This window comes from Chryseobacterium gotjawalense (assembly GCF_030012525.1).
Lineage (GTDB): Bacteria > Bacteroidota > Bacteroidia > Flavobacteriales > Weeksellaceae > Kaistella > Kaistella gotjawalense.
Window position 1 is genome coordinate 364539 of sequence record NZ_CP124855.1, and the last position, 26858, is coordinate 391396.

24 protein-coding genes are annotated in these 26858 nt (G+C 36.8%); 11 read left to right on the plus strand and 13 right to left on the minus strand.

The features are described 5' to 3' along the window. Positions 1 to 33: 33 nt before the first annotated feature. Positions 34 to 375, minus strand: a complete 342-nt coding sequence (gene secG, locus QGN23_RS01595; RefSeq protein WP_282905288.1) for a preprotein translocase subunit SecG — start codon at positions 373 to 375, stop codon at positions 34 to 36. A 41-nt stretch (positions 376 to 416) separates the two neighbouring features. Next, complete coding sequence (locus QGN23_RS01600; protein ID WP_282905289.1) at positions 417 to 647, minus strand: hypothetical protein; 231 nt, start codon at positions 645 to 647, stop codon at positions 417 to 419. 67 nt (positions 648 to 714) lie between these two features. Between QGN23_RS01600 and QGN23_RS01605 the strand changes: the two genes are divergently transcribed. Both QGN23_RS01605 and QGN23_RS01610 read left to right on the plus strand, forming a co-directional pair. Continuing rightward, positions 715 to 3042 carry an ATP-dependent helicase gene (locus tag QGN23_RS01605; protein ID WP_282905290.1) on the plus strand — a complete coding sequence of 776 codons (2328 nt, stop codon included), beginning with the start codon at positions 715 to 717 and terminating at the stop codon, positions 3040 to 3042. A gap of 266 nt (positions 3043 to 3308) precedes the next feature. Then, entirely contained in the window at positions 3309 to 4010 is a 702-nt protein-coding gene (locus QGN23_RS01610; RefSeq protein ID WP_282905291.1) for a LytR/AlgR family response regulator transcription factor, read from the plus strand. A 9-nt stretch (positions 4011 to 4019) separates the two neighbouring features. Here the strand turns inward: QGN23_RS01610 and QGN23_RS01615 are convergent, their stop codons facing one another. The 4 genes from QGN23_RS01615 to rlmH all read right to left on the minus strand — a co-directional run bounded on the left by QGN23_RS01615 (position 4020) and on the right by rlmH (position 7524). Then, positions 4020 to 4403, minus strand: coding sequence for a DUF3037 domain-containing protein (locus QGN23_RS01615; protein ID WP_282905292.1), 384 nt, complete (start codon positions 4401 to 4403; stop codon positions 4020 to 4022). Then, positions 4390 to 5169 (minus strand): HipA family kinase, encoded by a 780-nt coding sequence (locus QGN23_RS01620; protein WP_282905293.1) that lies wholly within the window; start codon positions 5167 to 5169, stop codon positions 4390 to 4392. Before QGN23_RS01620 ends, QGN23_RS01615 begins: the two co-directional genes overlap by 14 nt. A gap of 86 nt (positions 5170 to 5255) precedes the next feature. After that, positions 5256 to 6929 carry an ABC1 kinase family protein gene (locus QGN23_RS01625; RefSeq protein WP_282905294.1) on the minus strand — a complete coding sequence of 558 codons (1674 nt, stop codon included), beginning with the start codon at positions 6927 to 6929 and terminating at the stop codon, positions 5256 to 5258. A gap of 121 nt (positions 6930 to 7050) precedes the next feature. Then, a complete protein-coding gene (rlmH, locus tag QGN23_RS01630) occupies positions 7051 to 7524 on the minus strand; it encodes a 23S rRNA (pseudouridine(1915)-N(3))-methyltransferase RlmH (RefSeq protein WP_282905295.1) in 474 nt (157 codons plus the stop codon). Positions 7525 to 7554: 30 nt separating this feature from the next. Here rlmH and QGN23_RS01635 point away from each other — a divergent pair, with 30 nt between their 5' ends. Next, the gene (locus QGN23_RS01635) at positions 7555 to 8559 is read left to right on the plus strand and encodes a YihY/virulence factor BrkB family protein (RefSeq protein ID WP_282905296.1); all 1005 of its coding nucleotides are present in this window, start codon (positions 7555 to 7557) and stop codon (positions 8557 to 8559) included. 74 nt (positions 8560 to 8633) lie between these two features. On the opposite strand, the gene nhaA is transcribed toward QGN23_RS01635, so the two are convergent. From nhaA to QGN23_RS01650, 3 genes are all read right to left on the minus strand, one after another. Continuing rightward, entirely contained in the window at positions 8634 to 9818 is a 1185-nt protein-coding gene (nhaA, locus tag QGN23_RS01640) for a Na+/H+ antiporter NhaA (protein WP_282905297.1), read from the minus strand. Positions 9819 to 9840: 22 nt separating this feature from the next. Next, complete coding sequence (locus QGN23_RS01645; RefSeq protein WP_282905298.1) at positions 9841 to 12045, minus strand: RelA/SpoT family protein; 2205 nt, start codon at positions 12043 to 12045, stop codon at positions 9841 to 9843. A gap of 414 nt (positions 12046 to 12459) precedes the next feature. Further along, entirely contained in the window at positions 12460 to 12906 is a 447-nt protein-coding gene (locus tag QGN23_RS01650) for a hypothetical protein (protein WP_282905299.1), read from the minus strand. Positions 12907 to 13073: 167 nt separating this feature from the next. On the opposite strand from QGN23_RS01650, the gene dacB reads away from it, so the two are divergent. Together dacB and QGN23_RS01660 are read left to right on the plus strand one after the other, a co-directional pair. Further along, entirely contained in the window at positions 13074 to 14447 is a 1374-nt protein-coding gene (gene dacB, locus QGN23_RS01655) for a D-alanyl-D-alanine carboxypeptidase/D-alanyl-D-alanine endopeptidase (RefSeq protein ID WP_282905300.1), read from the plus strand. Positions 14448 to 14462: 15 nt separating this feature from the next. Further along, positions 14463 to 15629, plus strand: a complete 1167-nt coding sequence (locus tag QGN23_RS01660; RefSeq protein WP_282905301.1) for a sensor histidine kinase — start codon at positions 14463 to 14465, stop codon at positions 15627 to 15629. Positions 15630 to 15720: 91 nt separating this feature from the next. Here QGN23_RS01660 and QGN23_RS01665 read toward each other — a convergent pair whose 3' ends face one another. After that, entirely contained in the window at positions 15721 to 17334 is a 1614-nt protein-coding gene (locus tag QGN23_RS01665) for a M1 family metallopeptidase (protein ID WP_282905302.1), read from the minus strand. A 103-nt stretch (positions 17335 to 17437) separates the two neighbouring features. Here QGN23_RS01665 and QGN23_RS01670 point away from each other — a divergent pair, with 103 nt between their 5' ends. The 4 genes from QGN23_RS01670 to QGN23_RS01685 all read left to right on the plus strand — a co-directional run bounded on the left by QGN23_RS01670 (position 17438) and on the right by QGN23_RS01685 (position 20390). After that, complete coding sequence (locus QGN23_RS01670) at positions 17438 to 18463, plus strand: glutaminyl-peptide cyclotransferase (RefSeq protein WP_282905303.1); 1026 nt, start codon at positions 17438 to 17440, stop codon at positions 18461 to 18463. 4 nt (positions 18464 to 18467) lie between these two features. Beyond that, the gene (locus QGN23_RS01675) at positions 18468 to 19250 is read left to right on the plus strand and encodes a hypothetical protein (protein WP_282905304.1); all 783 of its coding nucleotides are present in this window, start codon (positions 18468 to 18470) and stop codon (positions 19248 to 19250) included. Between the two features lie 87 nt (positions 19251 to 19337). Next, positions 19338 to 19952, plus strand: a complete 615-nt coding sequence (locus QGN23_RS01680; protein WP_282905305.1) for a deoxynucleoside kinase — start codon at positions 19338 to 19340, stop codon at positions 19950 to 19952. 90 nt (positions 19953 to 20042) lie between these two features. Next, a complete protein-coding gene (locus tag QGN23_RS01685) occupies positions 20043 to 20390 on the plus strand; it encodes an arsenate reductase family protein (RefSeq protein ID WP_282905306.1) in 348 nt (115 codons plus the stop codon). On the opposite strand, the gene QGN23_RS01690 is transcribed toward QGN23_RS01685, so the two are convergent. From QGN23_RS01690 to QGN23_RS01700, 3 genes are all read right to left on the minus strand, one after another. Then, the gene (locus tag QGN23_RS01690; protein ID WP_282905307.1) at positions 20391 to 21284 is read right to left on the minus strand and encodes a TIGR01777 family oxidoreductase; all 894 of its coding nucleotides are present in this window, start codon (positions 21282 to 21284) and stop codon (positions 20391 to 20393) included. Between the two features lie 9 nt (positions 21285 to 21293). Beyond that, positions 21294 to 21602: a DUF493 family protein gene (locus QGN23_RS01695; protein WP_282905308.1), complete on the minus strand. Its 309-nt coding sequence runs from the start codon at positions 21600 to 21602 to the stop codon at positions 21294 to 21296. 67 nt (positions 21603 to 21669) lie between these two features. Then, positions 21670 to 22353 carry a DUF4197 family protein gene (locus tag QGN23_RS01700; protein ID WP_282905309.1) on the minus strand — a complete coding sequence of 228 codons (684 nt, stop codon included), beginning with the start codon at positions 22351 to 22353 and terminating at the stop codon, positions 21670 to 21672. 212 nt (positions 22354 to 22565) lie between these two features. Between QGN23_RS01700 and QGN23_RS01705 the strand changes: the two genes are divergently transcribed. After that, positions 22566 to 25379 carry a SusC/RagA family TonB-linked outer membrane protein gene (locus tag QGN23_RS01705; protein WP_282905310.1) on the plus strand — a complete coding sequence of 938 codons (2814 nt, stop codon included), beginning with the start codon at positions 22566 to 22568 and terminating at the stop codon, positions 25377 to 25379. 12 nt (positions 25380 to 25391) lie between these two features. Beyond that, positions 25392 to 26858 carry a RagB/SusD family nutrient uptake outer membrane protein gene (locus tag QGN23_RS01710; RefSeq protein ID WP_282905311.1) on the plus strand — a complete coding sequence of 489 codons (1467 nt, stop codon included), beginning with the start codon at positions 25392 to 25394 and terminating at the stop codon, positions 26856 to 26858.

Consider the following 26858-nt stretch of genomic DNA (forward strand, 5'->3'; position numbering starts at 1 on the left):
CTCTTTTTTAGTATTTAAATAAAATATTTTTTATTAATTGCCTGCAGGAGCTGGCATTGTGGCAGAATTGTTGGTTCCGGGAGCAGTTTGTGGTGCTGGAGCTTCTTTCTTCGCTGGTGTCTGCTGGAAACTGGTAGTTGGTTTTGCCGTTAAAATAACACTTAACAAAATCAATACAACAATAATTGCTCCTAAAGTCCAGGTTGCTTTTTCCATAAAGTCATTGGTTCGCTGAACGCCAAATTGGGCAGAAGATGTTCCGCCGAACGTTCCCGAAAGACCGCCACCTTTAGGGTTTTGTGCCATAACCATAATGATTAGTAAAATACTAGCAATCATGATAAGAACCATGAATAATGTAAATATAGTGCTCATTTTTTATTCTGAATTTTAGTGTGCAAATATAAAGCTTTTTTTTAATTATTTAACATTAATAAAGAATAGTTGTAGATTTTTCTAAAAATCCAAAAGCCTGTAAATGGCTTAGCAATACGAATAACCGAAATTTTCATTTGTTCATCTATTGAAAGTCTGATTTTTATGATTTTATAATTTATCAAATTTCCGCCGCAAATAGGGCGAGGGGAAAGAGTTTGCTTTTCAAAAGACAGTTTCAGTTCATGGAATTTTTCTTTTCGCAAATTCAAATCAGGGTTCAGACTTTTAAAAAGGCTATAAAATATGTACCTTTGTCTGTCAAATTTTTTTATGAAAATGGAGTATTTAAAAGGACTGAATGAAGCACAATATGAAGCCGTAACCACCCTGGAAGGACCGCTAATGGTTCTTGCCGGAGCAGGATCCGGTAAAACACGTGTGCTTACGATGCGTATCGCTCATTTGATTACCAATCTGGTGGATCCTTTTAATATTTTGTCCCTAACCTTTACCAATAAAGCGGCAAAGGAAATGAAGGAAAGAATCGCAAAAGTAGTCGGTCAAAGTGAAGCAAAATCACTTTGGATGGGAACTTTTCACTCTGTCTTTGCACGTATTTTAAGGTCAGAAGCCCATTACATTGGCTACCCGTCGAACTTTACCATTTATGATTCTCAGGATTCTTTAAATGTCATTCGAAAAGTGTTGAAAGACCTTAAAATCGATTCCGATTTATACAAACCTAAAAAAGTTCAGGCCAGAATTTCTTCTTATAAAAATAATCTGATCACCGTAAAAGCCTATCTCAATAACCCAGAGCTTATTGAAGCCGACGAAAAAGCCAATATGAAAAGTATCGGCGTGATATATCAGAAATATGTCGAGGCTTGTTTTAAAAACGGGGCGATGGATTTCGACGATTTACTCTTAAGAACCAATGAATTACTGACGAGGTTTCCGGAAGTTTTGGCAAAATATCAGGACCGGTTCCGTTATATTTTGGTCGATGAGTATCAGGATACCAACCATTCGCAGTATTTAATTGTGAAAGCTTTGGCTTCTAAATTTGAAAATATTTGCGTCGTAGGAGACGATGCACAATCAATCTATTCCTTCCGTGGGGCGAATATTCAGAATATCTTAAACTTCAAAAAAGATTATCCGGATGCGGTAACAGTTTCTTTGGAACAAAATTACCGCTCGACGCAGAATATCGTGAATGCTGCAAATGTGGTCATTTCTAAAAACTTGCAGCAGTTTAAGAAAAACGTCTTTAGTGAAAATGAAGAAGGAGAGAAAATAAAAGTCTACCGTTCGCTTTCAGATGCAGATGAAGCGAATTTTGTTGCTTCTAATATTTGGGAACAGCACAATTCTCAACAGAAAAAGTTTACTGATTTTGCGATTTTATACCGGACCAATTCTCAAACACGTGCCTTTGAAGATGCTTTGAGACGGAAGAATATTCCCTACAAAGTTTTTGGCGGATTATCCTTTTACCAGAGAAAAGAGGTGAAAGACTTAGTAGCGTATTTGCGGATTTTAATTAATGAAAATGATTCCGAAGCGCTTTCCAGAATTATCAATTATCCGGTCCGTGGGATTGGAGAAACTACGCAAAATAAATTAATAGTCTTTGCCGATTCTCAAAATATTTCGGTCTCGCAGGTTTTGGATAATCTGGGTTTTTATGCGCCCAACTTGAAATTAAATAATGGAATTTTAACCAAGCTTTCTGATTTTTGGTCCATGATTAAAGCATTTCAGGTCATGTTGAAAACCGAGAATGCTTACAATGTCGCCATGGAAGTTGCGAAAAGAACCGGCATTATTAAGTTTTTAAAAGACGATCAAACTCCCGAAGGAATTTCCCGGGTTGAAAATATTCAGGAATTGATGAACTCGATGCAGGGTTTTATCGAAGAGCAGCAACAGATAGAAGATGGTGATCCGTCGCTTTCCAGTTTTCTCGAAAATATCGCTCTTTCTGCAGATACACAAACCGACAAAAATGAAGATGGCGACCAGGTTTCACTGATGACGATTCACCTTTCAAAAGGATTGGAGTTTCCCGTAGTTCATGTGGTCGGTTTAGAAGAAAATCTCTTCCCAAGTTTTATGAGTTCTTCCACCAGAGAGGAGTTGGAGGAAGAAAGACGTCTGTTTTATGTCGCCTTAACCCGAGCCGAAAAGCAGGTGTTTTTTACCTATGCGGTTTCCCGTTTTCAGTGGGGTAAAATTACCAATGCGGAGCCATCCAGATTTTTAAGTGAAGTTGATGAGCAGTACCTGGAATTCGTTAACCCTGCAACCGAAAACCGTTTCATGAATAATTCCGGTTTAAAATCAAATATTTTTGATGATGAGCCTGCAGAGCCGAGATTCTTTAAAAAGAAAGATCCGAAGAAAACGATTGAAAGAAATGAACCGCTGCCGGTTCCGCAAAATCTAAAACCTGTTGCTACAGCAAGAATAATCAATCCAAGTGGGAATTCTTCCCAGGATATCGAAGTGGGTGACAGGGTTCGTCACGACCGGTTTGGCGTGGGGGATGTTGTTTTTCTTGATGGCACCGATCCTCAAAACATCAAAGCAAAAGTGAAATTCCAGCATGAGGGCGAAAAAAATCTCATTTTGAAATTCGCAAAGCTGACGAAAATTTAAGGTGTAGGAAAACACTTCAAAGGTGCGGTTTCAGAAGCAAAACAATCGAACGGTTTTAAGAATATTGCTGAAGTAATTCAAGAGCGTAAAGCAGAGCCGAAAATTTGTAATTGTTATTTGTCCTAAGATTTTTTTTTATTGACGTGATCATTTTTCAGTCTTTAGTGGAAGACTGAAAACAGGGAATCATTGAAATATTTTAAATCGGTGGCGGTGGTTTTCTGATTCTTTTTTAGTAATTTTGAGTAAAACTAAAACCTATCACCTTGAAACTCAACTCTATCATTGTCGATGATTGCGAGATTGACCGGTTGACGGTATTATCCTACGCCAAAAAATTCCCTATTCTTAATGTAATCGGAGTTTATTCTTGTGCTGAACACGCATTAAAGGCAATCGCGGAAAATGTAATTGATGTATTGTTTTCAGATATCGATCTTCCGGGTTTATCAGGTGTTGAACTTCGAAAAAGTGCTCAGGAAGTTCCGGTATGTATCTTTATTACTTCACATTCAGAATTTGCTGTAGAAAGTTTTGAACTGCATACCTTAGACTTCATTGTAAAACCCATTAAATTTGACCGTTTTGAGAATGCCATTAAACGGGTTGAAGAATTTATGGAGATTAAACTGAAAGCCGATTTGTTTGAATCAAGTTTGGGTAGCGATGTGATTTATATTAAAGAAGGTCACGAGCAAACGAAAGTGAAACTTCACGACATTTTCTACATCGAAGCACTCGGAGATTACTCTCTGATTATTACTTCGCAGAAAAGACACTGTGTTTTATCGAGTATCGGGAATCTTTTAAAAGAGGTTGATTTTCAGTCATTTATTAGAGTTCATCGGAGTTTCGCGGTGCAGAGACAATTTGTTCAGAAAATCAATATGCACGAAATTATTTTGAACAATGAAGCTGTTATTCCTGTCGGAAGGAGTTTTAAAGACAACCTGAATCTGTTGATTTAAAGTTTCTTTTTATTTCACCAATTCTTCAAACAGTCGCTCAAAAGTTCCATCCAGATCCTTAGTTTTTCCGGGATGCGGTCGCGAGGTTTGAATTATAGAACTTCTAACCGCCGTTAACCACCGGAATCTTTCGGGAATGTCGAGTAAAGCGATCGGACCGCCTTCTTTTTCTCCGCTCGCAACGTGTTTGAAATTTTCCAGGTTTTTAGAGATGTCCCCGAAATCAATTTTACATTTCATCGTTCGAAACTTTTCAGAACAAAGGTGAAATTCAAAACGGATATATTTTTCTTTTTTCGAAAACATAATCAGGCCGATGTTGAAAAATTCTTCTCTTTCAACTTTCGGTACGAGCCTAATGACTGCGTATTCGTAAATTTTAACCTCTTGCATTTTTCGCTTCGTTTATAAAGTTTACAGAATGATCGCGACGTGCTTTCAGGAAATTAAAATAGACTTCTTTAATCTGTTCCGGCGAATCGTCGGTATCGTTCCAGTCCAGCCACTCTAATGGAATTAAGGCTACAATGGCGTGCAGAATTTCATCGGTCAGTACCGATTTCGCAAACTGATCTGCTTCATCAAGCATGGTTGCCTGGGAAAGAAGAACGTGGTCTTTTATGTAAGCAAAAGGGCTTAAAGCATGTTTTTCGAAATTCATCCAGGAATGGTGAAAATATAAAGAGGCTCCATTATCAATAAGCCAAAGTTCTTTGTGCCACATCAAAAGATTGGTGTTCTTAAAAGTACGGTCAATATTGGTAATGTAAGCATCTAACCAGACAATTTTCGATGCTAAAAAGGGATCAACTTTTACAGATGGATCATAAGCAATTGCACCGGAAAGAAAATGCAGTCCCAGATTTAAACCTTCAGAAAACTTCAGCAAATCCTGAATTTCTTCGTCGGCTTCCGTTCTTCCGAAATCCACATCAAGGTTGGCGAAAACCAGTTCGGGAATCGGCAATCCCAAAACCTGTGAAATCTTTCCGCCCAATAATTCCGAAATCAACATCTTCACGCCGTGACCTGCGCCACGGAACTTTAAGACATATTTAAAATCATCGTCGGCTTCTGCAAGTGCGGGCAGAGAGCCGCCTTCTCTCAGAGGTAGAATATAACGCATGACGGTGACGGTTCTTAAAGACAAATCTTTCATAGAGGACAAAAATAAACATAAAAAACTTTAGAAATAAAAAAAGTTGCCGCTAGCAGTATGCCTGTTTGAAAATTTCAATCTTTTGTTCATGAGTCTTTGTCGTTTCTGAAGTTTTCATCCTTAAACATAATGTTGTAAATAAGGAAAAGGCCCAGTCCGATTGCAATCAGGAAAAAAATGAAAGGCAGAATTCCATATCCTAAAATAGAGTAGGAGGACGGGATTCTCATAAGTAATGCGGCTCCAATAATCATCGCTGCAATAATTAACCCCGAGGTAATGCGGTTAGCAACTTTTTGAAAACCATCGGTTAAGCGTGTTTCATCGATCGCATTAATTTTGATTTCAAATTCGTTATTGGCTAATTTTTCTGTGATTTTATTAAGGCGGCCCGGTAAATTTTCAGCGAGTTTTTTATTGTCTAATAATAAACCGTACACATTTTCAGGTTTTAATTCCTGCTTTATTTTTTTATTGACCATTCTTTTAATAAATTTTTGAATGGCTTGCTGTAAATTATAGTTGGGAGTTAATACCGCAATTATCTGGTCTAGATTTAATAATATTTTCCCTAAAATATTCAGTTCCACCGGCAGTTTTATTCCATCGTTTGCGGCAATTCTATTCATTTGCAGTACAATTCTGCCGGTTTCCATATCTTCAGCTTTCGTGCTGGTGCTTTCTAAGACAAGTCTGTTGATGTTTTTTCTGAAGTTTTCAATATTTGCGGTGGCAGAATTATAGTCGCTCATTTCTAATAATGCTTCCGTAATGGCGTCGCCGTCTTTTTTGCTCATTCCGACCAGTAACATCATTATTTTTTCCATCATTTTGGGGCTGAACTTTGCTACCATTCCCAAATCCATCAAAGCGATTTGGTCATTGGAAGTTAAATGAATGTTTCCGGGATGTGGATCGGCGTGAGCAAAACCATCTACAATAATCTGTTTTAAATAAGCTTCAACAAGATCATCAATTAATGGATTAAAATCAGTTTCTAACTTTTTTAAATGACCGAGCGACGTGATTTTTTTACCCTCTATAAAATCCATCGTCAATACTTTAGAAGATGAATATTCAACAACTGGTTGCGGAATGACGAGGTGGCTGTATTCTTTTAAATTTTCTTTGAGGACCATTAAATTCTGTGCCTCTTTATGGTAATCGAGTTCATTGAGAAGTATATACCGCAACTCTTCCACAACATCGTCAAGTGCATATTTTTTTGCCTCTTTGGAATGTGAAACCGCTATTGCTGCCATCTGTTTCAAGGCATCCAGATCATCGAAAAAATTCTTGCGGACCCCAGGCCTTTGAATCTTTACTGCAACCTCACGGCCTGAATGCAGAACAGCTTTGTGAACTTGGCCAATAGAAGCACTTGCCAACGGAACGGGATTAAACTCAACAAATGCTTTGCTGATTTTAACTCCGATTTCTTCTTCAAAAATATTTTCTACTTCTTGATAAGAAATGGTTTCTACATCATCCTGTAATCCAGCAAGTGCAGCCAAGTAGTTGTCAGGCAATAAATCGGGTCTTGTTGAAAGAAGTTGTCCTAATTTAACGTAGGTGGGGCCCATTCTTTTTAAATCTTCCACAAGTTCTTCCGGTTGATCATCGAAATCATCTTTGGGAATTTCTTCCACGGTCATCTCGTTCATTGCAGAATTCGTTGTAGATTTCACAATATCACTGTTGTAGTATTTGAGAATAAAACCAAAAAACTTGGTGTACTTATCGAGTTGTTCTAATGCCATAACATTTTTTTCTTGTCTAAAGAAAAAAATGTACCATTAAAGCAATTTTATAGTGAAATGAGCAAATGTTTATCAAATTGATAAAAGTGTCAATGTGATTTACCATTAAACTTAATTCTGATCAGTCGTTATGATACGGTTTTCCCTGCAGAATCTGGTCTGCACGGTAAATCTGTTCTACAAAAAACAGCCGGATCATCTGATGGGTAAAGGTCATTTTTGAAAGCGACATTTTTTCATTAGCCCGTGCATACATTTCATCTGAAAAGCCGTAAGCACCTCCGATAATAATCGAAACTTTTTTCACCGAGGAACTCATCCAGTTATCGATTTTGGCAGCGAATTCGCGGCTGGTAAACTGTTTTCCTTTTTCGTCGAGAAGGACGATGGTGTCGGAGTTTTCAATTAAATTTAAAAACAATTTTCCTTCTTCCTTTTTGAGTAAATCAGGACTGAGGTTTTTGGCGTTTTTTACATCGGGAATTTCGATGATTTCAAAATTCCAGTATTTTGGCAGCCGGTTTTGATAATATTGGACCAGATTGGTAATTTCTTTATCATCGGTTTTGCCCATGCAGACTAAATTAATTCGCATTTCATATCTTTGTTTTGCAAATATAAATTAATGGGCATTAAAACTCCACAATTCATCATCAAAATAAAAGATTTTCTGGATAAGATTCATATTCCTTTTTTAGGAATTTCTCTTTGGAAAATGTTTGAAATCTATGGACAAGGTGTTTTTAAAATGCAGATTGGCAGAAGCGCAGCGAGTATTTCGTGGAGTTTCTTCCTGAGCCTGTTTCCTTTTATACTGTTTTTACTTTCGCTGCTGCCGTATCTTCCGCATTACGATAAATTGCAGTTTTATATTTTTGAAGTGTTGATGCAGAATATCTTGCCGGCCCGTATGCAAAGCGATGTTACGGGATATATTCAAAATTTTATTATCCCGAATATAAAAAATATCAGCAATATGACGATTGTGTTTGCAATGGTTTTTGCGGTAAATGGAACGCATTCTTTGATTAACGGTTTTAATTTCAATACCAATTTACAACGGGGTCTTGTTAAAGAATATCTGGTGGCTTTCGTTATAACCATCGCATTTATTCTGCTGATTATTGCTTCTCTGTTGGGAATCTATTACAGTGAAGTAGTTCTGAAATTATTTACACCCGAAATTAACATTTCCTGGTTGGTCGATAATATGTCGAAGATCATTGGATTTATTTCGTTCCCGATTTTCTATTTTATTTTATTGGCGCTTTTTTACTGGGTGGGTTGTTTGAAGATTACCACTTTTAAACAAGCTGTTCCCGGTGCGATTTTAACCACAGTTTTATTTGTGCTGGTGACCTATTTCTTTGCCATTTATGTGAGAAATTTTTCGAGGTACAATGTTCTTTACGGTTCTATCGGAACAATTATTTTGGTAATGGTTTGGGTGAATATCAATATCATTTTAATTTTATTGGGAAATGAATTGAATATCGCCATTAAAAGAGTTCGTGTCGAAAAAATGATTGCTGAAGAAATGGCTTCCGGCGAATTGCAGTTTGATAAAGATCTGCTTTCTGAAACCGAGGATATTATTGAAGACCATCATCATATTACAACGGATAAATGATTTATCAGTTCCGTTAAATTTTTGGATGTTACAGCAATAAGAAAATTTTCCTGTTCACAGATAAAAAGAAACCGTTAGCCTTCTGTTTCTTCCAGATTTTCCTTCTTTTTCCCAATATACTTTAACAAAGAAAAACCTGCGAATCCCGAAATTGCAGAAGCGACCAAAATGGCAAATTTGGCTTCATCCTGAATTTCAGGATGTCCTTTGAAGGAAAGTAAACCAATAAAAATAGACATGGTAAAACCAATTCCTGCCAGAAGTCCCGCGCCCAACATTTGAGACCAGGAACTTTTGTCGGGCAAACTGCTGATTTTTAATTTAATGAAAATCCAGGAAAACAAGTTGATTCCGATGATTTTACCGATGATTAATCCAAAGATAATTCCGTAGCCAAAGTTGCTGAAAAGTCCGTCCACCATTCCGTCTTTAAAAGTGATATTCGTATTGGCCAAAGCAAAAATCGGCATGATCAGAAAGTTGACGGGCAAATGTAATTTCTGCTCTAATTTTTCTAAAGGTGAAATTTCAGTGGTAGAAGTATTGGTCGGAATGGTGAAGGCCAAAAGCACGCCTGCAATCGTCGCATGAATCCCCGAATGGTGCATGAAATACCAAAGAAATAAACCCGGAATAATATAGAAAATATGTTTCTTGAATTTAAAGAAATTCAGCAGGATTAATATTACGACCATTGCTGCGCTTAATCCCAGATAATCCCAGTGAAGTTGGTCGGTATAGAAGATAGCGATCACCATAATTGCACCTAAATCATCTACAATTGCCAGAGCAGCCAAGAATATTTTTAAAGAAAGCGGTGCCCGTTTCCCAAGCATCGAAATAATGGCGAGAGAAAACGCAATGTCTGTTGCCATCGGGATTGCCCAGCCATTTGCATATTCGGTGCCGTGGTTGAAAAAGTAATAAATTAAAGCGGGAACAATCATTCCGCCGATTGCCGCGATAATGGGTAATGAAGCAGACTTAAAGGTTGAAAGTTCACCTTCTACGATTTCCCGTTTGATTTCTAAACCGACGAGCAAAAAGAAAATTGCCATCAAACCGTCATTTATCCAGATGCTCAGCGGATAATTAAGATGAAAAATTTCAGTTCCGATGTGGGTATCCAGTAAATTTTGAAATGAAACTCCGAGTGAAGAATTCGCGATAAAGAGTGATATTAAAACACAAAGGATTAAGAGTATTCCTGAAGATTGTGAACTGTGAAGAAATTTTTTAAAATATTCGGTAATGAGCATAGGATTTATTTAGTGGTGTTTTTTACATTCGTTTTACACGGGAAACACCATTAATATTTTTGAGTTGTTTGAAAGTTTCGTCCAGCTGGCTTCGGTTTCTCACTTCCAGATTAATGCTGCCTAAAAAGACGCCGTTATTAGATTCAATAGACATGCTTTTCATGTCCATATTCATGTTGTTGCTGATGACTGCTGTAATATCGTTGATCATTCCCATGCGGTCGAGGCCTTCAATTTCAATTTTTATTCTGTTTTTGAAACTTTCCTCATTGACCCATTTTGCCGGTAAAACCCGATAGTCATATTGGGCACGAAGGTTTATCGCATTGGGACAGTTGTCATTATGAACTTTAATTCCTTCAGAAATAGTAATGAATCCGAAAATTCTGTCGCCCGGAATTACGGTACAGCATTTCGCATACGAATAATTCATTTTCTGCTCATCTTTTCCGAAAACAATCATGTCAAGATTGGTTTCCGGCGTTTCGGTGAAGAGCTCGTTTTTGGTTGGCGATTTGCGGAAACGTTGTAGAATATTACTGAAAATTCCTTTTCCTTCGGTATATTTTTTAATGTCACCGATGTCTAAATCACCATTTTGAAATTTGAGAAATAATTCCTGAGAACTTTTTAACTCAAAGAATTTCTGCATTTTATTTATTTCCTCATCATTGAAATTAAGTTTTGCGTGGCGCATTTTTCTTTGCAGGATTTCTTTTCCTTCTTCCACTAAACCATTATTTTCAGAATTCAGAATAGCTTTTATCTTTGATTTGGCTTTCGAAGTGACTACAAAATCCAGCCAGTCTACTTTGGGTTTTTGGTTTTGTGAGGAAAGGATATCAACCTGGTCGCCATTTAATAAAACATAGGAAATAGGCACTAATTTACCGTTTACTTTCGCGCCAAGACATTTTGTTCCTAAATCCGAATGCACTGAAAATGCAAAATCTAAAGCAGTAGAGCCAATCGGCAGCGTTTTTATTTCCCCTTTTGGGGTAAAGACAAATACTTCTTTTGAATATAAATTAAGCTTAATGTCATCTAAGAGTTCTGTCGTACTCATCGACTGCTGATTTTCCAGCACTTCACGGATTTCTCTTACCCAACGTTCAAAGTTTTTTTCATCAGAACTTTGTTGGTAACCTTCCTTGTATTTGTAGTGAGCTGCGACGCCTTTTTCAGCGATATCATCCATCCGTTCGGACCGGATTTGAACTTCAATCCATTTTTTATCAGGGCCTAAAATGGTAAGATGCAGACTTTCATAACCGGTAGAACGCGGCTGAGAAATCCAGTCCCGCATTCGCTGAGGATTACTGTGATAAAGGTCTGTAACGATAGAATAGATTTTCCAGGCGAGAAATTTTTCGTTCTTAGCATCGGATTTATAAATAATTCTGATGGCATAATTATCAAAAACCTCATCGAAAGACACTCCCTGTTTGAGCATTTTACGGTAAATAGAAGAAATTGCTTTTGCTCTTCCTTTAATTGAAACATTTAGATTTTCATCTTCTAATTGTTCCGATACCTCTTTTTTAAATTCTTCGATGTATTTCTCGCGGCTTTCTTTCGCCAGTTCTAATTTCGAAGAAATGTCAAAATAGACTTCCGGATTATTAAATTTTAAAGAAAGGTCTTCTAATTCTGATTTGATGTTATACAGACCGAGCCGGTGGGCAAGCGGTGCATAAATATAAATTGTTTCCGAGGCAATTTTTTTCTGCTTCTCCGGCGTCATACTTTCCAGGGTCCGCATATTGTGCAGTCGGTCTGCAATTTTAATTAAAATCACCCTGAAATCTTCGGAAAGAGTGAGCAAAAGCTTACGGTAATTCTCTGATTGTATCGAAATATTCTGGTGATTCATGACCGCGATCTTGGTCAGTCCGTTGACAATATCTGCAATTTTTTTTCCAAATATTTTTTTGAGGTCGTCGTAAGTATAGTCGGAGTCTTCGATCACATCGTGCAGAAGTGCACACGCAATCGATGTGGCACCCATCCCAATCTCGTTGGCCACAATTTTTGCTACCTCAATCGGGTGATAGATATAAGGTTCACCTGTTTTTCTGCGCTGGTCTTTATGGGCATCTAAAGCAATATCGAACGCTTTCCGGATGAGTTTGTTCTGTTCCTCATCCAGCTTGCGGTACGTATTGGTAATTAAATCTTTATACCTTGCGAGAATTTCTTTATTTTCCTGTTCTAAATCGTAAACCATTTATAAAAGCCAATTAGGACACGAAAGTAAGAAAAAAAAGTCCAAATAGGTGGACAAAACCCAAAAAATGTATTAATAGAAACTGGTTTTCTGAATGAAACTCTGATCGCTGAAAGGGCATATTCATCGCGATTGTAAGAAAATCCGTGTCAGCGTATTTAAACCGATAAAAATATATTGAAGCTAATAAAAGCTAGGATTGAAAGTAATTAAATCCATAAGAGAGAATTTTTTTTTTAACATAGGAGACAAATGAGTTTTAGAAAATAAAGAACCCTTCAAATTTTGAAAGGTTCCTGGTTAATTATATTAAAGAGTTTTTGATATTAGGGTTATATGTAATTTATGAAAAACTCCCAGGTTTTTGTTATTATAATAGATCCGTAAAAAAACCGCTTCTAAAATACAACGAAATTAGGATTCTGGGGAATTTCCAAAATTGACTTCAGCATTGATCCCTTCCGATTGACCCCTGTAATTAAGGCTCGGGGAATTGAATATCTCTGCTTTGGCACGTAATGCCACTATTTTTTTTAAATAATCTAAAGATTTTGCATCGCTAAATTTTATGTTCTCAAAATAATTTTGATGAATGCAGTTGTTTCTTGAAAAGACTTCCTTTACCTTTTCGGTTTCTTCCGGATCCTTTACTTTTACACTGACCACCAAACTGTCGTCTTCAAGTTCGGTTTTGTCTTTAAAAAAATATTGCCATATAGAGGTTTTTATTTTTTTATGAATGTTCTCTTCATGCAAATATAGAATGTAATCCTGATTCTGAATACCTGCATTTTCTAAGTCCTGGCCAATTTGGTGAGACTGACTTTGGCTTTCAAATAAGCCTGTGATAATTGATGCCATTATTCTAAATTTTAAATTTACACTACAAAGTTTACGTATTTAATGCGAAAAATGCAAGTAAAAACAATAGTTATTATGTATTAATTGAAAATAGAAGGATATATTGTTAATATATTTAACTTTTAAAAAATATTAATTCTTTATATTTGAGCACAAAAAAGTAAAAAATGAAGAAGCTGATCCCTTTTGTTCTATTGATTTCCCAGTTTTTTTTCACACAGAATGTCGCACATAATTTAGATGCTGCAACCAGGAAATTATTAGCTTCTGCCTCTGCATATTCCTCAATTGTTTCCATGTATGTGGCGGACGAAGGCGGCAATTTGGTGTATGAAAAAAATGGCAATGCGGGCCTTTCCAGTGCTTCTACGCAAAAGATATTTACGGCCGCTGCAGCTTTAGAAACTTTAGGCAAAGATTTTCAGTTTGTCACCAGAGCCTATTATTCCGGGACTCTTTCGTCAGGCTTTTTGGCGGGCGATCTTTTCGTGACATCAACAGGTGATCCCACTTTGGGAAGTTGGAGGTATGATGGATATAAACCCGAAAATTTTAAACAAAAATTAATTCAGTCTTTAAGGGGAAAAGGGATTTCTAAAATTTCCGGTAATTTGATTATTGACGATTCCTATTTTGACTTTCTCACGACTCCCGGTGGTTGGCCCTGGAACGACCTGGGGAATTATTACGGTGCAGGAGTTTGGGGAATCAACTGGCGCGAAAATCAGTTCGATATGCAGATGCTCGGCGGCGAAATCAAAAAATTAAATGTCGATTTGCCCAATGTGAAATGGGTGAATGATATTGAAACAAACGGAAATTCTGATCAATGCCTGATTTATACGGCGCCCCATTCTGAGGTAGCTTATATCAATGGAGTGTTGCCAGTGAAAGGGATTACGGTTTCCGGAGCAACTCCAAATCCACCTTTAACTTTAGGACAGGAAATAAAAAATTGGCTGAAAGAATCCGGAATTGAATTTAATGGAAAAGTGACTTCTACCTCACAGCAAAGAATTGATGGTGAGAAAACAGCTGCCGTTCCGGCGAATAATCTTTTGCTCGAATATAAGTCGCCGACTTTAGATCAAATTATCTTTTGGTTTATGCGGAAAAGCATCAATTTTTATGGGGAAACTTTAATTAAAACTTTAGGAAAAGAAAAGAATAATGAGGGAAGTTTTGATGCAGGAATTTCCTACCTGAAAGATTTCTGGAAATCAAAAGGAATTAATCCGGCCATGATCAATTTTGCAGACGGAAGTGGACTTTCTCCCCAAAACTACGTTTCGGCAAAAGCAGAAGTGCAGTCGTTGCTTTACAGCAAAAAACAACCTTGGTTTAATGAATTTTACGATGGATTTCCGACCCAGGGAAATGGGATGAAATTGAAAAGTGGAACCATGAAAGACACCAAATCATTTGCCGGCTACCATACTTCGAAAAACGGAAAAAAATATGTTTTCGCAATCATTATTAATAATTATCAGGGCGGCAATGTTGGCGATGCATTATTGCAAGTGCTGAACGTTTTAAAATAGTTGTATTTTCGTACGATGAAGAGACGCGGGATTTTTTCCAAACTTAATAACTGGATTATTTATATATTGCTTACATCGGCTGTTGCAGGTGTAGTAGCGGCTTCTGTTGTTCTGATTAATTATTTGCGGAAAGAGGAAATCAAAAGGATTGAACTTTTTGCGACCACGATCAAATATCAGCAGAATGAAATCATCGAAGATCCCATGACTTTGGATTTGATTCTGCAGATTAACAAAACCAATAATACAATTCCTGTAATTGTTACCGATAAAAATAAGAAGCCCCTGGGTCTTGATTTTCAGAGAAATATCCCCGAAGCAATTCAGAATGATCCTCAGAAAATGCAGGCTTTGGTGAATAAAATGGCCAGTTCGTACAAGCCCATTGAACTGCAGATGCCGGATGGAAATAACCAATATGTCTATTACACCAATTCCAATTTATTAAATAATTTGAGGTATTCACCCTATATTTTAGGTCTGCTTATTTTGGCTTATATTTTCTTTTCTTTCTGGTTTCTGCGGACAATCAAAAAAACCGATGAAGGTTATGTTTGGGCAGGTTTGGCAAAGGAAACTGCGCATCAGATCGGAACACCGCTTTCATCAATGATCGGTTGGATTGAAATTCTCCGCATGGAAAATGAAAACAGCGAAGGCGTAAAAGAAATCGAAAATGACATCAACAGATTGAAAACGATTTCTGAAAGGTTTTCGAAAATCGGTTCTGTTCCCGAGCTTAATGATTTGAATATCAATGAAACCATACAACAGAATTACGATTATCTGAAATCAAGAATTTCGCGGAAAGTAAGTTTTATGCTGATCTTGCCAAAAGAACAGATCCTGATTCCGCACAGCAGAATTCTGCTGAGCTGGGTGATTGAAAATATTGTAAAAAATGCGGTAGATGCGATGAGAGGAGAGGGGCGTCTGGAAATCGAACTCTACGAAAAAAGTAAAAACATTGTCATCGATATCAAAGATTCCGGCTCGGGAATGACAAGAACCCAAGCAAGAAATGCTTTCAAAGCAGGTTATTCCACAAAAAAAAGAGGATGGGGACTGGGTTTGTCTTTAGCAAAAAGAGTCATCAAGGAATACCACCGTGGCGATATCAAAATTGCACAAACTGAACTCGGCGTGGGAACAATTTTCAGAATTACCATGAGAAATTCTTAGTTTTTGTTTGTTTTACCAAAAGAAAAAAATGCCGTTTCCAGAAGAAGCGGCATTTTTTATTTTATAAAACGGGGTGTATTTTTTATACCGTTTATTTTTGCTGAGAATAATAAATGTAATAGTTCTCATCTAATTTTACCGGATCTCCAGACGCTAATGTCACCGTTTGCCAATTTTCAGTCGGATTGATTTCCTGGTTACCGTTAATTCTGAGCGGCAATTTTAAATCCTTTACAATCTGCGTATAGCGGTATTTTAAAGTATTTCCGGTTTGTGAATATTCTAAAGTCGGAATTTTGGTCGTTCTTAGATATTGATCAAAAACAGTAGAAAAATCAATCCCGGATTTTTTAGAAATATAATCTTCTACCTGTTTTGTGGTAACGGTTTGATGGTAGAAATCTTTATTCAAACCACGCAGAATTTGTCTGAACTTTTCATCGTTATTAATGACTTGGCGAATCGTATGAATCATGTTGGCACCTTTGTAATACATATCGCTGCTTCCTGATTTTGCAACGCCGTAAGGACCAATAATTGGCCCGTCATTTCTAATGTTTTTACGGATTCCGACTAAGTATTTTTCAGCCGCTGCTTTGCCCATAAAATCCTCCACAAACAAGGTTTCAGAATAATTGGTGAAACCCTCATGAATCCACATATCTGCCTTGTCTTTTGCGGTGATATTATTGGCAAACCATTCGTGTCCGCTTTCATGAATGATGATGAAATCCCAGTTTAAACCAACTCCGGTTCCTGATAAGTCACGACCTAAATAACCGTTTTCGTAATTGTTTCCATATCCTACGCCACTTTGATGTTCCATCCCGAGATAGGGCGTTTCTATCAGTTTATAAGAATCTTCGTAGAAAGGATATGGACCGAACCAGTGTTCGAAGGCTTTCATCATCGGTTTAACCTGTTGAAACTGTTTTTGGGCTTTCTCCAGATTATAGTCCAAAACCCAGTAATCCAAATCAAGTGCACCTTTTTCGCCGGCATAAGTTTCTTTAAAATTGACGTATTTCCCAACATTAGGAACGATAGAATAAAGATTGATTGGATTTTTAACTTCCCACGTATAAACCTTTTTATCTTTTTCAGATTTTTGGGCAATCAATCTTCCATTTCCTACACCAACCAAATCTTTGGGGGTAATGATTTTCATAATCATGCCGTTATCAGGTTCATCACTCCAGAGATCTTTCGAGGGCAACCAAACCGAAGCGCCGATTCCTTCCTGAGCCACAGACATCCACGGATTTCCCTGGGCATCTTTCTTGAAAACCCAGCCACCGTCCCAAGGCGCATTTTTGGCCACAACAGGATTTCCGGAAAATTGAATGGTGAAAGAATGCGTTTCGCCTTTTTTATAATTTTTCTTCGCCGTGATGAAAATAAAATCGCCTTCTCTTTTTGAAGAATATGATTTGGTGTCAGAACCGATGATTTTGTAATTCATCGGCTGCTGTAAATCGATTTGAAATACAGGGTTTTTAACGTCTTTTAAAATTTCAAAAGTTATTTTGTTCGTACCGGAAACCGACTGATCTGCGAACTTTGGTTCCACAGAAATTTCATATTTTTTGACATCCCAGAAATTCCTGAATTCGGTGTTAGAGCCTTTTAGCGAATCTTGTTTTGTGAATTGCTGTGCAGAAAAAACTGCAGAAGTGAAAATAAGAAGGGCAAGAGTTTTTTTCATTTTTAAAGAAATAAGTGGAACAAATATAATTATTATTTTGTTCGGGGAATCTTTGGAACGTTATGTGTAAGTAAAATTCAGTATTTTTGAAAAAATTTATTGAATGAAGATTAGAATTATTTCCACCGTTTTTGCTTTAGTTTTTCTTGTTTCCTGTAATAAAGACAAGGAAATTCTCAATACTTTAAATGACTATAATCTTTCGATGGAAAGCAAAGGTTATCATTTTGGGGATCATTTAGAGCTACCGAAAGAGGTGACCGATAATGCGGAAAGTATCTCGATTAGTTTTGGTGACAAAGAAACCTCAAAGCTGGTAGTTGATCCCGCATATTTTACTTTAGGAGATAATCAGGTTACTTTTAATATCAAGAAAAAAGGCGGTGAGATTTTAAATCAAGATGCGACTATTAACGTTTTTGCGAAAAACCCAGCAGCAAAATTAACCTACGAAATCGTAAAAGAATATCCTCACGACCCGAAAAGTTTTACCCAAGGTTTTCAAATTGACGGCAACACTATTTATGAATCTGATGGACAGTTAGGAGAATCCAGAATTTGGAAATATACCCTTGGAACAACTACTCCGATTGCGCAAACAACTCAAGCCGATGATGTTTTTTCCGAAGGTTGTGCGATTGTTGGTGACAAAATTTATCAATTGACTTGGAGAAATAAAAAAGGATTTGTTTACGACAAAAACTCTTTGAAAGAGTTGAGCGAATTTCCTTATCCAAATGTGATGGGTGAAGGTTGGGGTTTAACTTATGACGGTAAAGACTTAATTGCTTCTGATGGAACAAAAAATATTTATTTCCTCAGCGTTTCTGACCCGTCGAAAATGGTTCGTTACATTTCGGTCGCAGGAAATACCGAAGCGTATGACCAACTCAATGAACTGGAATATCATAACGGATTCATCTATGCAAATGTTTGGCACAAAGACGTCATTTTAAAAATAAATCCAAAGAATGGGGAAGTGGTTGGAACAATTGATTTTACAGATATTGCCAAGCAATATACCGATATTGATAGCGAAAATACTTTAAACGGAATCGCATTTAAAGGAGATAATATGTTGATTACCGGAAAATTATGGTCGAAAATTTACGAGGTTTCAATCAAATAATTAAATGCTGAAAGTTTTTAAAATATTGATTCTATTTTTATTTTGTTCACTTTCTGCGCAGAAAATTCTTCCTTTTGATACGTTAAGATTAGCAACAGCCAAAGATCTTTTCGCAGATGATTACGGTAATATTTATCTCTACAAAAACCAAGATTTCAGCTTTACAAAATACGATTCTCTGGGAAATCAGAAAGCGAAACTGATGCTGACTTTGCCGTTCCGGATTCAGTCGGTGCAGAATCCTTTAAACATTCCCTCATTTTCTGAAAATGCTCAGGAATTAAAGTTTTTTGACCAAAATTTAAATCAGATTCAAACCATTAATTTCCGGCAGAAATTCGGATTTATCAAAACTGCTTATGTAGAAGATCTGCAGCAGGTGTGGCTTTTGGATGAAAGTACGAAACGATTAATTCAGTACAATTTCCGGGATGACCGTATCATCAATACCTTTTCATTTAATCTTAATTTTGAAAATATCATCGATCTTTTAATTTTCGAAAAAAAGGTTTATTTCTTACATGACGATCATTTGTCGGTTTATAATTTCAAATCAGAAAAAACAGCTGATTTTGCGCTGGAAAATGGCCGGAAACTTCGCCGTGAAAATGACCGGATATTTATTATTTCCAAAACTGCCATCCATAAAATAGAGGAGCACGCTTTGAAAACTGTTTTTAAGGCTGACAATTCGCAAATTGTGGATAAAAACTCTGCTTCTTATTTTGTTATCAAAGGGAACAAACTTTATCTTTACCCCCTCGAAAAAGACTTTGGAATTAAATAACAACTATCTTTTAATAAAGAAAATTTAGAATTAATTTATGGTCTTTTTCGAAAAATAAATTACTGATTCATTAAATAAAATTTAGAAATGCACATTGCTGTTACAGGAAATATCGGCGCGGGAAAAACGACTTTAACCACTATGTTATCAAAACATTACGGTTGGGAAGCGCAATTTGAAGATGTAGATCATAATCCTTATTTGGAGGATTTTTATGCCGATATGAGCAAATGGAGTTTTGCCTTACAAATTTATTTTTTGGGAAGTAGATTCCGCCAGGTGAAAGAAATTCGGGATAGCGGAAAAAGCGTCATTCAGGACCGTACGATTTATGAAGATGCACACATTTTTGCTGAAAATCTAAATGACATGGAACTGTTGACTGACCGTGATTTCGCCAATTATTCCTCTGTTTTTCATCTGATGAAAAGTTTTGTTTCGGCACCTGATCTGTTGATTTATTTAAAGTCCGATGTGCCCAATCTGGTGAAGAAAATTTACAAAAGAGGACGTGATTATGAAGCGTCAATTTCTATCGAATATCTTTCGAAACTGAACCAGAAATATGAAAGTTGGATTTCTGAATACAGCGAAGGGAAACTATTGGTCATCGAAGTAGATGATTTGGACTTTGTGGAAAGACCTGAAGATTTTGGTTTAATTCTGCAAAGAATAGAAACCGAATTGCACGGATTGTTTTAGATTTTTTTATTAGGGGAAAATGAAGAGCCATAATTTGATGCGCTGTAACCAAGTCCGTAATATTTGCTGTAACCTTTTAATTTAAAGAAAATGATTAAAATTCTTCATAATAATTCCTGTTCGAAAAGTCGCGGTATTTTAGAATATCTGGATGAAAACGGGATTCCTTTTGAAATTATTGATATCATCAATCAGCCGCTGAGCGAAACGGAGCTGCGGACTGTTTTGAAGAAACTTCATTGTCCGGTAAAGGATTTGGTGAGAACAAATGAGAAGTTACATAAGGAACAGTTTAAAGACAGGAATTTATCGGATGAAGATTTAATCCAGATGTTAGTGAAAAATCCGGAGTTGATTCAAAGACCGGTAATCATTAAAGGTTCCGTCGCAATGATCGGCCGTCCCATCGAAAATGTAAAACTTTTTATTGAAAAATAATTAAATTAACGTTTTGAAAGCATCGTCGAGATGTGAATATTTAAAATCAAATCCCTGCGATTTGATTTTTTTGTTATCCGCCCGGGTGCCTTCTAAAATAATCGAACTCATTTCTCCTAAAACTGTTTTCAGTATAAAAGACGGAACATTCAAAGGAAGAAAAAACTTATCCGAAGCTTTTGCCAGTTTTTTCATGAAGTCTTTATTTGTTAAGGTTTCATCAGCGACTGCATTGTATTTTCCATTGATTGCAGAATTTTCAACAGCGGTTACATACATATTGACCAGATCATCGATATGAATCCAGTTCATCCATTGTTTACCGGATCCCACTGCAGAACCCATATTTAAATCGATTGTTTTTTTCAGCATGGGAAATGCTCCTCCTTCTTTTGATAAAACCATGGCCGTTCGCAAACAAACAATTCTATCTGAAATTTCAGAAAATTGGTCTGCAGCTTTTTCCCAATCTTCACAAAGTTTTGCGAGAAAATCTGTTTTTACAATTCCGGAATCTTCAGTTAAAATACGGTCAGAATTAAACGTTCCGTAATAATTAATTCCCGAGGCAGAAATGAATGATTTTAAGTGGATTCCCTTTTTCCGGCAATAATCAAACAGCAGGTTGGCAGAATCAATTCTGCTGGAATGCATTTCTTTTTTATAACTGTCGGTCCATCTTTCGCTGATGTTTGCGCCCGCCAGATGAATGATGCAATCTAAATTTTCAAAAGCCTTTTCGTCGATTTTTTTTTCAGCCACGTTCCAGTAGAATTCATTTTTTGCATTACTTTTTGAGCGGCTTAGAATTCTTACAGAATGTTGATGTTCTTCCAGCTTTTTGACTAATTCATTTCCGACCAGTCCTGTCCCGCCTGTAATTAGAATATTCATATGCATTAATTAAAGGGACATAACTCCTTCGATTTCGCCCACTTTTTTATAAACGGAAATTACATGTTCAGCATCCAGCACAAAAGCCGTAATAGTGAGTGAGGTATATTTTGCGTTTTTGCTGTCCCGCGTTGTCAGTGTAAATTTCAAATCATCAAACACACGGTAAATTTCTGTGATTTTTCTTTCTTCATTTAAAACAATGAATTTGAACTGATAATCTTCGGGGAAATAGTGAGTGGCTTCCAGTTTTTCTTTTAAAGAACTGTAAAAATCTTCGGAGCTTTTATGATCTTGGTTTTCAATAATATTAGCCATTTTATATTTGTTTTAGTTAAAAAAAATCCGGCCTAAACCGGACTTCAAAGATAGTTAAATATATTTTTTATCTCGTTCCGTTGAGTGAATTAAGAATGGTATTTGAATTTTGCTGCTCGTGATTTTCAATAATGTTAAAAAGCCCGTTAACCATTTGTTGAGCGGCGAATTTGCTTATTGAGCCCGTCGCTAAATTATTGTTGTTCTGACCACCGAAAATACTTCCTAAAATATTGGTTCCTGACAATGCTGAGTTCAAAGACTGTACTAGTCCAAACTCGTTCAGTTTTGCATCTACCTTCGGTGCGATCGCAGCCATCAACTGTGCCGAAGTTCTTTCCCGTAACAGTTGTGTTGCGGCACCACTTCCTCCCTGTACGATTCTTGTGGCATCTTCTGCTGTTAAAGAATTGACGGCATTTATCAAAATTGGCCGGGAAATATCAACTGTAAATGCTGCTGCGCTCGCGATATATTCTTTTTCTTTTTGAACCAGATTACTTAACCCTACTTTTTGCAAAGTATTATTAATGTCTCTCAACTGTTGCGGCAATGCGGCTTCGATGAGTTGATTTCCCAAAAAACTGTCTTTACTGCTGAAGATATTTAAACCTTTGGTAATTCCGCCTAATAAAATTTGTTTCAATACAGCTAAGCCAACGCTGGAGGTTGCTATTGCCAGACATGACTGTGTTGTGGTTCCGATTGTTGCGATGGCCATTGTGGCCACTAATATTGTATTTCTTCTCATAATGATTTTCTTAAGTTAGTATTTTTACTGTAGTCAAATAATACGCCAAAAAATTTATGGGTAGTGATTAAAGTCATTAACAAAAAATTATAATAAATTTATATTATCGTTAACATTGCATAAATTTATATAACTTTGAAAGAGTTAGAACTAATATGGTCATAAACAGATAATGGCTTTATTAAATATAGATAAAAGATAAAACTTTAAATATGAAAAACAGTAATCTAAAATTTCCTTGTTTAATAGCGGCGCTATACTTCGGTGTGAATGTCGGCGCGCAGGAAACTCGCAAGGACACCGCAATCAAAGAACAACTCATTGAGGAAGTGGTGATGATTGGTTATGGAACGAGAAAAAAAGTGGATAATACTACTTCAATAAGCTCAATCAATGCAGAGGAACTCAGTAAAACAAAGGTTTTAAATGCGACGCAGGCAATCCAGGGGAAAGCAGCGGGAGTTACTGTAATTGCTTCTGATTTACCAGGTTCGACGCCATCAGTTATTATTCGTGGTTTGGGTACGGCACTGAGTGGTAGAAATCCGCTGTATGTAGTTGATGGCCTTTTTGCTGATAACATCAATAATATCAATTCCAATGATATCTTAACGTACGACGTTCTGAAAGATGCTTCCGCACTAGCAATCTATGGAAATAGAGCCGCAAATGGTGTGATTATCATCACGACAAAATCCGGAAAAGGTAAAAAGATTTCTGTAGAATATGATGGTTTGGCAGGAGTAAGAATGCCGTTGAAAAAAGTGAAAATGGCAGGTAGTAACCTGTTTTCTTTTTATACGAATACCGCTTTGCAGATGACGAAATTTTCTCAGGATCAACCGGTTAATACCGATTGGTTTAAAGAAATAACCCGAACTGGAACCTTCAATCAACATAATTTATCTTTATCAGGAGCTTCGGAAAATGCAAAATATTTCTTGAGTTTAGGAAATTATGACGAAAAAGCAATTTTACAGGGAACTGATTATAACAGAAGTACGATAAGAACGAATAATGAATTTAAGGTATCCAAAGGTATTGTGCTTACCCAAACATTATCAGTTGCGTTTACCAATGTTACCCCAAAACCTCTGAGTGCTTTTACTGCTGCTTATAAACAGTCGCCTCTTGTGCCGGTTTATTTTCCGGGTGGTAAGTATGGCGTTTCATTCGTAGGAGCAAACGGTTTTGCTTCGCCGACAGGTTCCTCCTTTAATAATGTTGGAAATCCGGTTGCGCAACTGAATTTATTTAATGAAAAGCAAAAATCAATGCAGCTGCAGGGAGGTTTAAAACTAGATCTTAATCTGATGAAAGATCTTAAATTTACATCTCAATTCTCTGGTGAATACTATAATTTCAAGAGTTATAACTATGCCGATTTGTTGAGCATTTGGTTAGCGGCAGATCCTACGAGAAAAGTTTCTGATTACAAACCGACTGATAATGTGAATACCTTATTTAATGAGAAAAAAGATTATTTTAATTGGAGTTTGACCAATTACTTAACCTATGCCAAAAAATTCGGAATTCATGATATTGAAGCTACGATAGGTACTGAAGCAGCAGTCCGTGATGGGGAAAATACAATAAGTACTACCCGGAAAAATATGGTCCTTAACAGTAATTATTGGGATCTGTCGGGAACGAACTATTTGGATCAGCTAATCTCTTTATATAGTGTAAATGGAAATAAAAACACCACTAATTCTTATTTTGCCAGAGCACAGTATAAATTAATGAATCGGTATTTATTAACGGCGACGATTAGAAGAGATGGTTCATCACAATTTGCCCAAGGTAATAAATGGGGAACTTTTCCTGCTTTCGGAGCAGGTTGGGTGGTTTCTGAAGAGTCTTTCCTTAAAGACGTTTCTTTCTTAAATATGTTGAAATTAAGAGGCGGTTGGGGAAGACTGGGCAACCAGAATATCCCGACCAATTATCTGCCTTTTGCCAGTGGAGACCGTTACAACTATGCCTTTAATGGTAATGCCATTTCCAACGGAACAACTTTAGATAAAATTTATGATCCTAATCTTTCTTGGGAGATAACAGAAGAATCCAGTGCAGGACTTGATTTCGAAATGGTGAACAGAAAATTAAAAGGTTCCGTGGATTTCTATAACAGAATCACCAAGAATATTATTTTAGCAATGATTCCTGTTTCAACTTCTGGAATTTCTCAAAATGGATATGCTCATTTGGGTGAAGTAACCAACAAAGGTTTCGAACTGATGCTGAGCTGGGCTGATAAAATCAACGAAAACTGGAGTTATAACCTGAGCGGAAATTTTTCTCACAACAAGAATAACTTAAGCAAACTTGCTAATGAGAATGTAAATCCTATTAAAGGAGGTGATTTATCAAACGGACAATATACCAAGTACCTTAGTGATATTGCTGTTGGGCAGCCATTAGGTAGTTTCTGGTTGTGGGAAGTTAGCGGAATTGATGCCGATGGTAAATTTACATACGTGGATACTAATGGTAATGGAAAAACTGGTGCTGATGATTTAGCAGATCGTAAATTCTTCGGTTCTTATATGCCTACTTCTACGTACGGTGTTAATTTAGGTGTAACTTTCAAACAGCTTGATCTCTCTGTAAATGGCTACGGAACATTTGGAGCTAAAGTATATAATGGTAAAAAAGCACAGCGTTTCTCTGGTGAAAATATTGAATACGGCGTAGCTACAGATTTCTACAGCAGTACCAATATGGGCTCATCCAATCCTGCACCTTTCAATGCAGTGCCATTAGCATCGAATTATTATTTAGAATCAGGTGATTTCTTTAGAATTAATAATATTGCGCTAGGATATACCTTATCTAAACCAGTTGATTATTTATCTTCTTTACGGGTTTATGTGAGTGCTGTTAACCCTTTTATCACGCAGAAATTTACTGGGTTCTCCCCAGAACTTAATGCCAATGGTGATCCTTATGGATTAACTGGTATTGAGTTAGATGCATATCCAACATTGCGATCTTTTGTATTAGGAGTAAATTTGAAATTTTAAAAATTTAAAAAAATGAATAAAAAAATAATAATATTATCATCATTACTTTTATTTTCACTCTCTAGCCAGAGTTGTCGTAATGATTTTTTAGAGGTAAAACCAACAGAAGCAATTTCTACTGACGACCTGTCTTTGCTCAATAATGACGCCGGTGCTGAAAGTTTCGTTTCTGCGATTTATGCCAAATATTTAGATTGGAACATCAGTTCGTTTTCCTGGGTTGGCATTACAACCATTGCATCTGACGAAGCTGATAAAGGGTCTTCACCGGGTGACGCAGGTGGTGACAAAGATTTATTAGATGCCTTGAATTTCACTGCAACAGGAAGTTCTTTTCAAGATGTATGGCAAGGTCATTATCAGGCAGTCAACCGGTCCAATCAGGCATTGTCTTATCTTCCGCTGCTTACCAATGCCAATACAGATCTTAGAAATAGATTAACAGGAGAAGCTAAATTTCTTCGCGCGTTCTCCTATTTTATTTTAGTGAGATCGTTTGGAGGTGTACCTGTTGTGGATCATGTTCCAGCTGCGGGAAATGAAGCCGATAGAACAATGTTGCTGACCAGAAAATCAAAAGAAGAGGTTTATGCTTTCATTATGAATGACTTGAATGATGCAATTGGGGCCTTACCAGATAAAAACACTTACTCGGCTGCAAACAAAGGTCGCGCTTCAAAAGGTGCAGCTTACGCACTGCTGGCGAAAGTAAATCTTTATCAGAAAAATTGGCAGAAAGTGATTGATAACTGTAATTTGGTAACAGGTTATTCACTCACACCAAACTTTGCAGATATTTATAAAATTTCAGGAGAAAATAATCAAGAATCCATTTTTGAAATCCAGGGAAAAGGTGGCCCACAACAACCAGGAATTCAACAGTATTCTCAGACTCAGGGCGCCCGTGGTGCAGGAGGCTGGGGTTGGGGTTTTGCAACACCATCTCAAAATTTAGTGGATGCCTTCAACGCAGCGGGTGATACCAAAAGAAGAGATGCAACCATTATTTTTAGAAACTCAACTTTATATGATGGCAGAATTGTCCCGGCTACGGTAGAAAATCCTTTTTACAATTACAAAGTATATTCTTCCAATTATACGGGAGATGATTACTCTGACACCAATATCAGATATCTTAGATATGCTGAGGTTTTATTAATGAAAGCTGAAGCCATGAATGAATTGGGTCAAACAGCCGCCGCACTTCCATTCTTAAATCAAGTTAGAAACAGAGCGGGATTAGCAAATTCTACGGCAGTTTCACAAGCTGATGTAAGAACAGCAATCTGGCAGGAGAGAAGATTAGAATTAGCGCTGGAACATGACCGGTGGTTTGATTTAGTAAGAACAGGACAGGCAAAGGCAGCGATGGCCGCAGACGGAAAAACTTTTGTCGTAGGAAAACATGAAGTATTTCCTTTGCCGAGTTCTTTTATTGCTGAAGCCAAAGGATTATCTGCGCAAAATCCTAACTATTAA

Coding starts and splice junctions, on each gene's coding strand:
- secG (WP_282905288.1), bottom strand. CDS start 375: ATGAGCACTATATTTACATTATTCATGGTTCTTATCATGATTGCTAGT.
- QGN23_RS01605 (WP_282905290.1), top strand. CDS start 715: ATGGAGTATTTAAAAGGACTGAATGAAGCACAATATGAAGCCGTAACC.
- QGN23_RS01615 (WP_282905292.1), bottom strand. CDS start 4,403: ATGCAAGAGGTTAAAATTTACGAATACGCAGTCATTAGGCTCGTACCG.
- QGN23_RS01620 (WP_282905293.1), bottom strand. CDS start 5,169: ATGAAAGATTTGTCTTTAAGAACCGTCACCGTCATGCGTTATATTCTA.
- QGN23_RS01625 (WP_282905294.1), bottom strand. CDS start 6,929: ATGGCATTAGAACAACTCGATAAGTACACCAAGTTTTTTGGTTTTATT.
- rlmH (WP_282905295.1), bottom strand. CDS start 7,524: ATGCGAATTAATTTAGTCTGCATGGGCAAAACCGATGATAAAGAAATT.
- QGN23_RS01635 (WP_282905296.1), top strand. CDS start 7,555: ATGGGCATTAAAACTCCACAATTCATCATCAAAATAAAAGATTTTCTG.
- nhaA (WP_282905297.1), bottom strand. CDS start 9,818: ATGCTCATTACCGAATATTTTAAAAAATTTCTTCACAGTTCACAATCT.
- QGN23_RS01645 (WP_282905298.1), bottom strand. CDS start 12,045: ATGGTTTACGATTTAGAACAGGAAAATAAAGAAATTCTCGCAAGGTAT.
- QGN23_RS01650 (WP_282905299.1), bottom strand. CDS start 12,906: ATGGCATCAATTATCACAGGCTTATTTGAAAGCCAAAGTCAGTCTCAC.
- dacB (WP_282905300.1), top strand. CDS start 13,074: ATGAAGAAGCTGATCCCTTTTGTTCTATTGATTTCCCAGTTTTTTTTC.
- QGN23_RS01660 (WP_282905301.1), top strand. CDS start 14,463: ATGAAGAGACGCGGGATTTTTTCCAAACTTAATAACTGGATTATTTAT.
- QGN23_RS01665 (WP_282905302.1), bottom strand. CDS start 17,334: ATGAAAAAAACTCTTGCCCTTCTTATTTTCACTTCTGCAGTTTTTTCT.
- QGN23_RS01670 (WP_282905303.1), top strand. CDS start 17,438: ATGAAGATTAGAATTATTTCCACCGTTTTTGCTTTAGTTTTTCTTGTT.
- QGN23_RS01675 (WP_282905304.1), top strand. CDS start 18,468: ATGCTGAAAGTTTTTAAAATATTGATTCTATTTTTATTTTGTTCACTT.
- QGN23_RS01680 (WP_282905305.1), top strand. CDS start 19,338: ATGCACATTGCTGTTACAGGAAATATCGGCGCGGGAAAAACGACTTTA.
- QGN23_RS01685 (WP_282905306.1), top strand. CDS start 20,043: ATGATTAAAATTCTTCATAATAATTCCTGTTCGAAAAGTCGCGGTATT.
- QGN23_RS01690 (WP_282905307.1), bottom strand. CDS start 21,284: ATGAATATTCTAATTACAGGCGGGACAGGACTGGTCGGAAATGAATTA.
- QGN23_RS01695 (WP_282905308.1), bottom strand. CDS start 21,602: ATGGCTAATATTATTGAAAACCAAGATCATAAAAGCTCCGAAGATTTT.
- QGN23_RS01700 (WP_282905309.1), bottom strand. CDS start 22,353: ATGAGAAGAAATACAATATTAGTGGCCACAATGGCCATCGCAACAATC.
- QGN23_RS01705 (WP_282905310.1), top strand. CDS start 22,566: ATGAAAAACAGTAATCTAAAATTTCCTTGTTTAATAGCGGCGCTATAC.
- QGN23_RS01710 (WP_282905311.1), top strand. CDS start 25,392: ATGAATAAAAAAATAATAATATTATCATCATTACTTTTATTTTCACTC.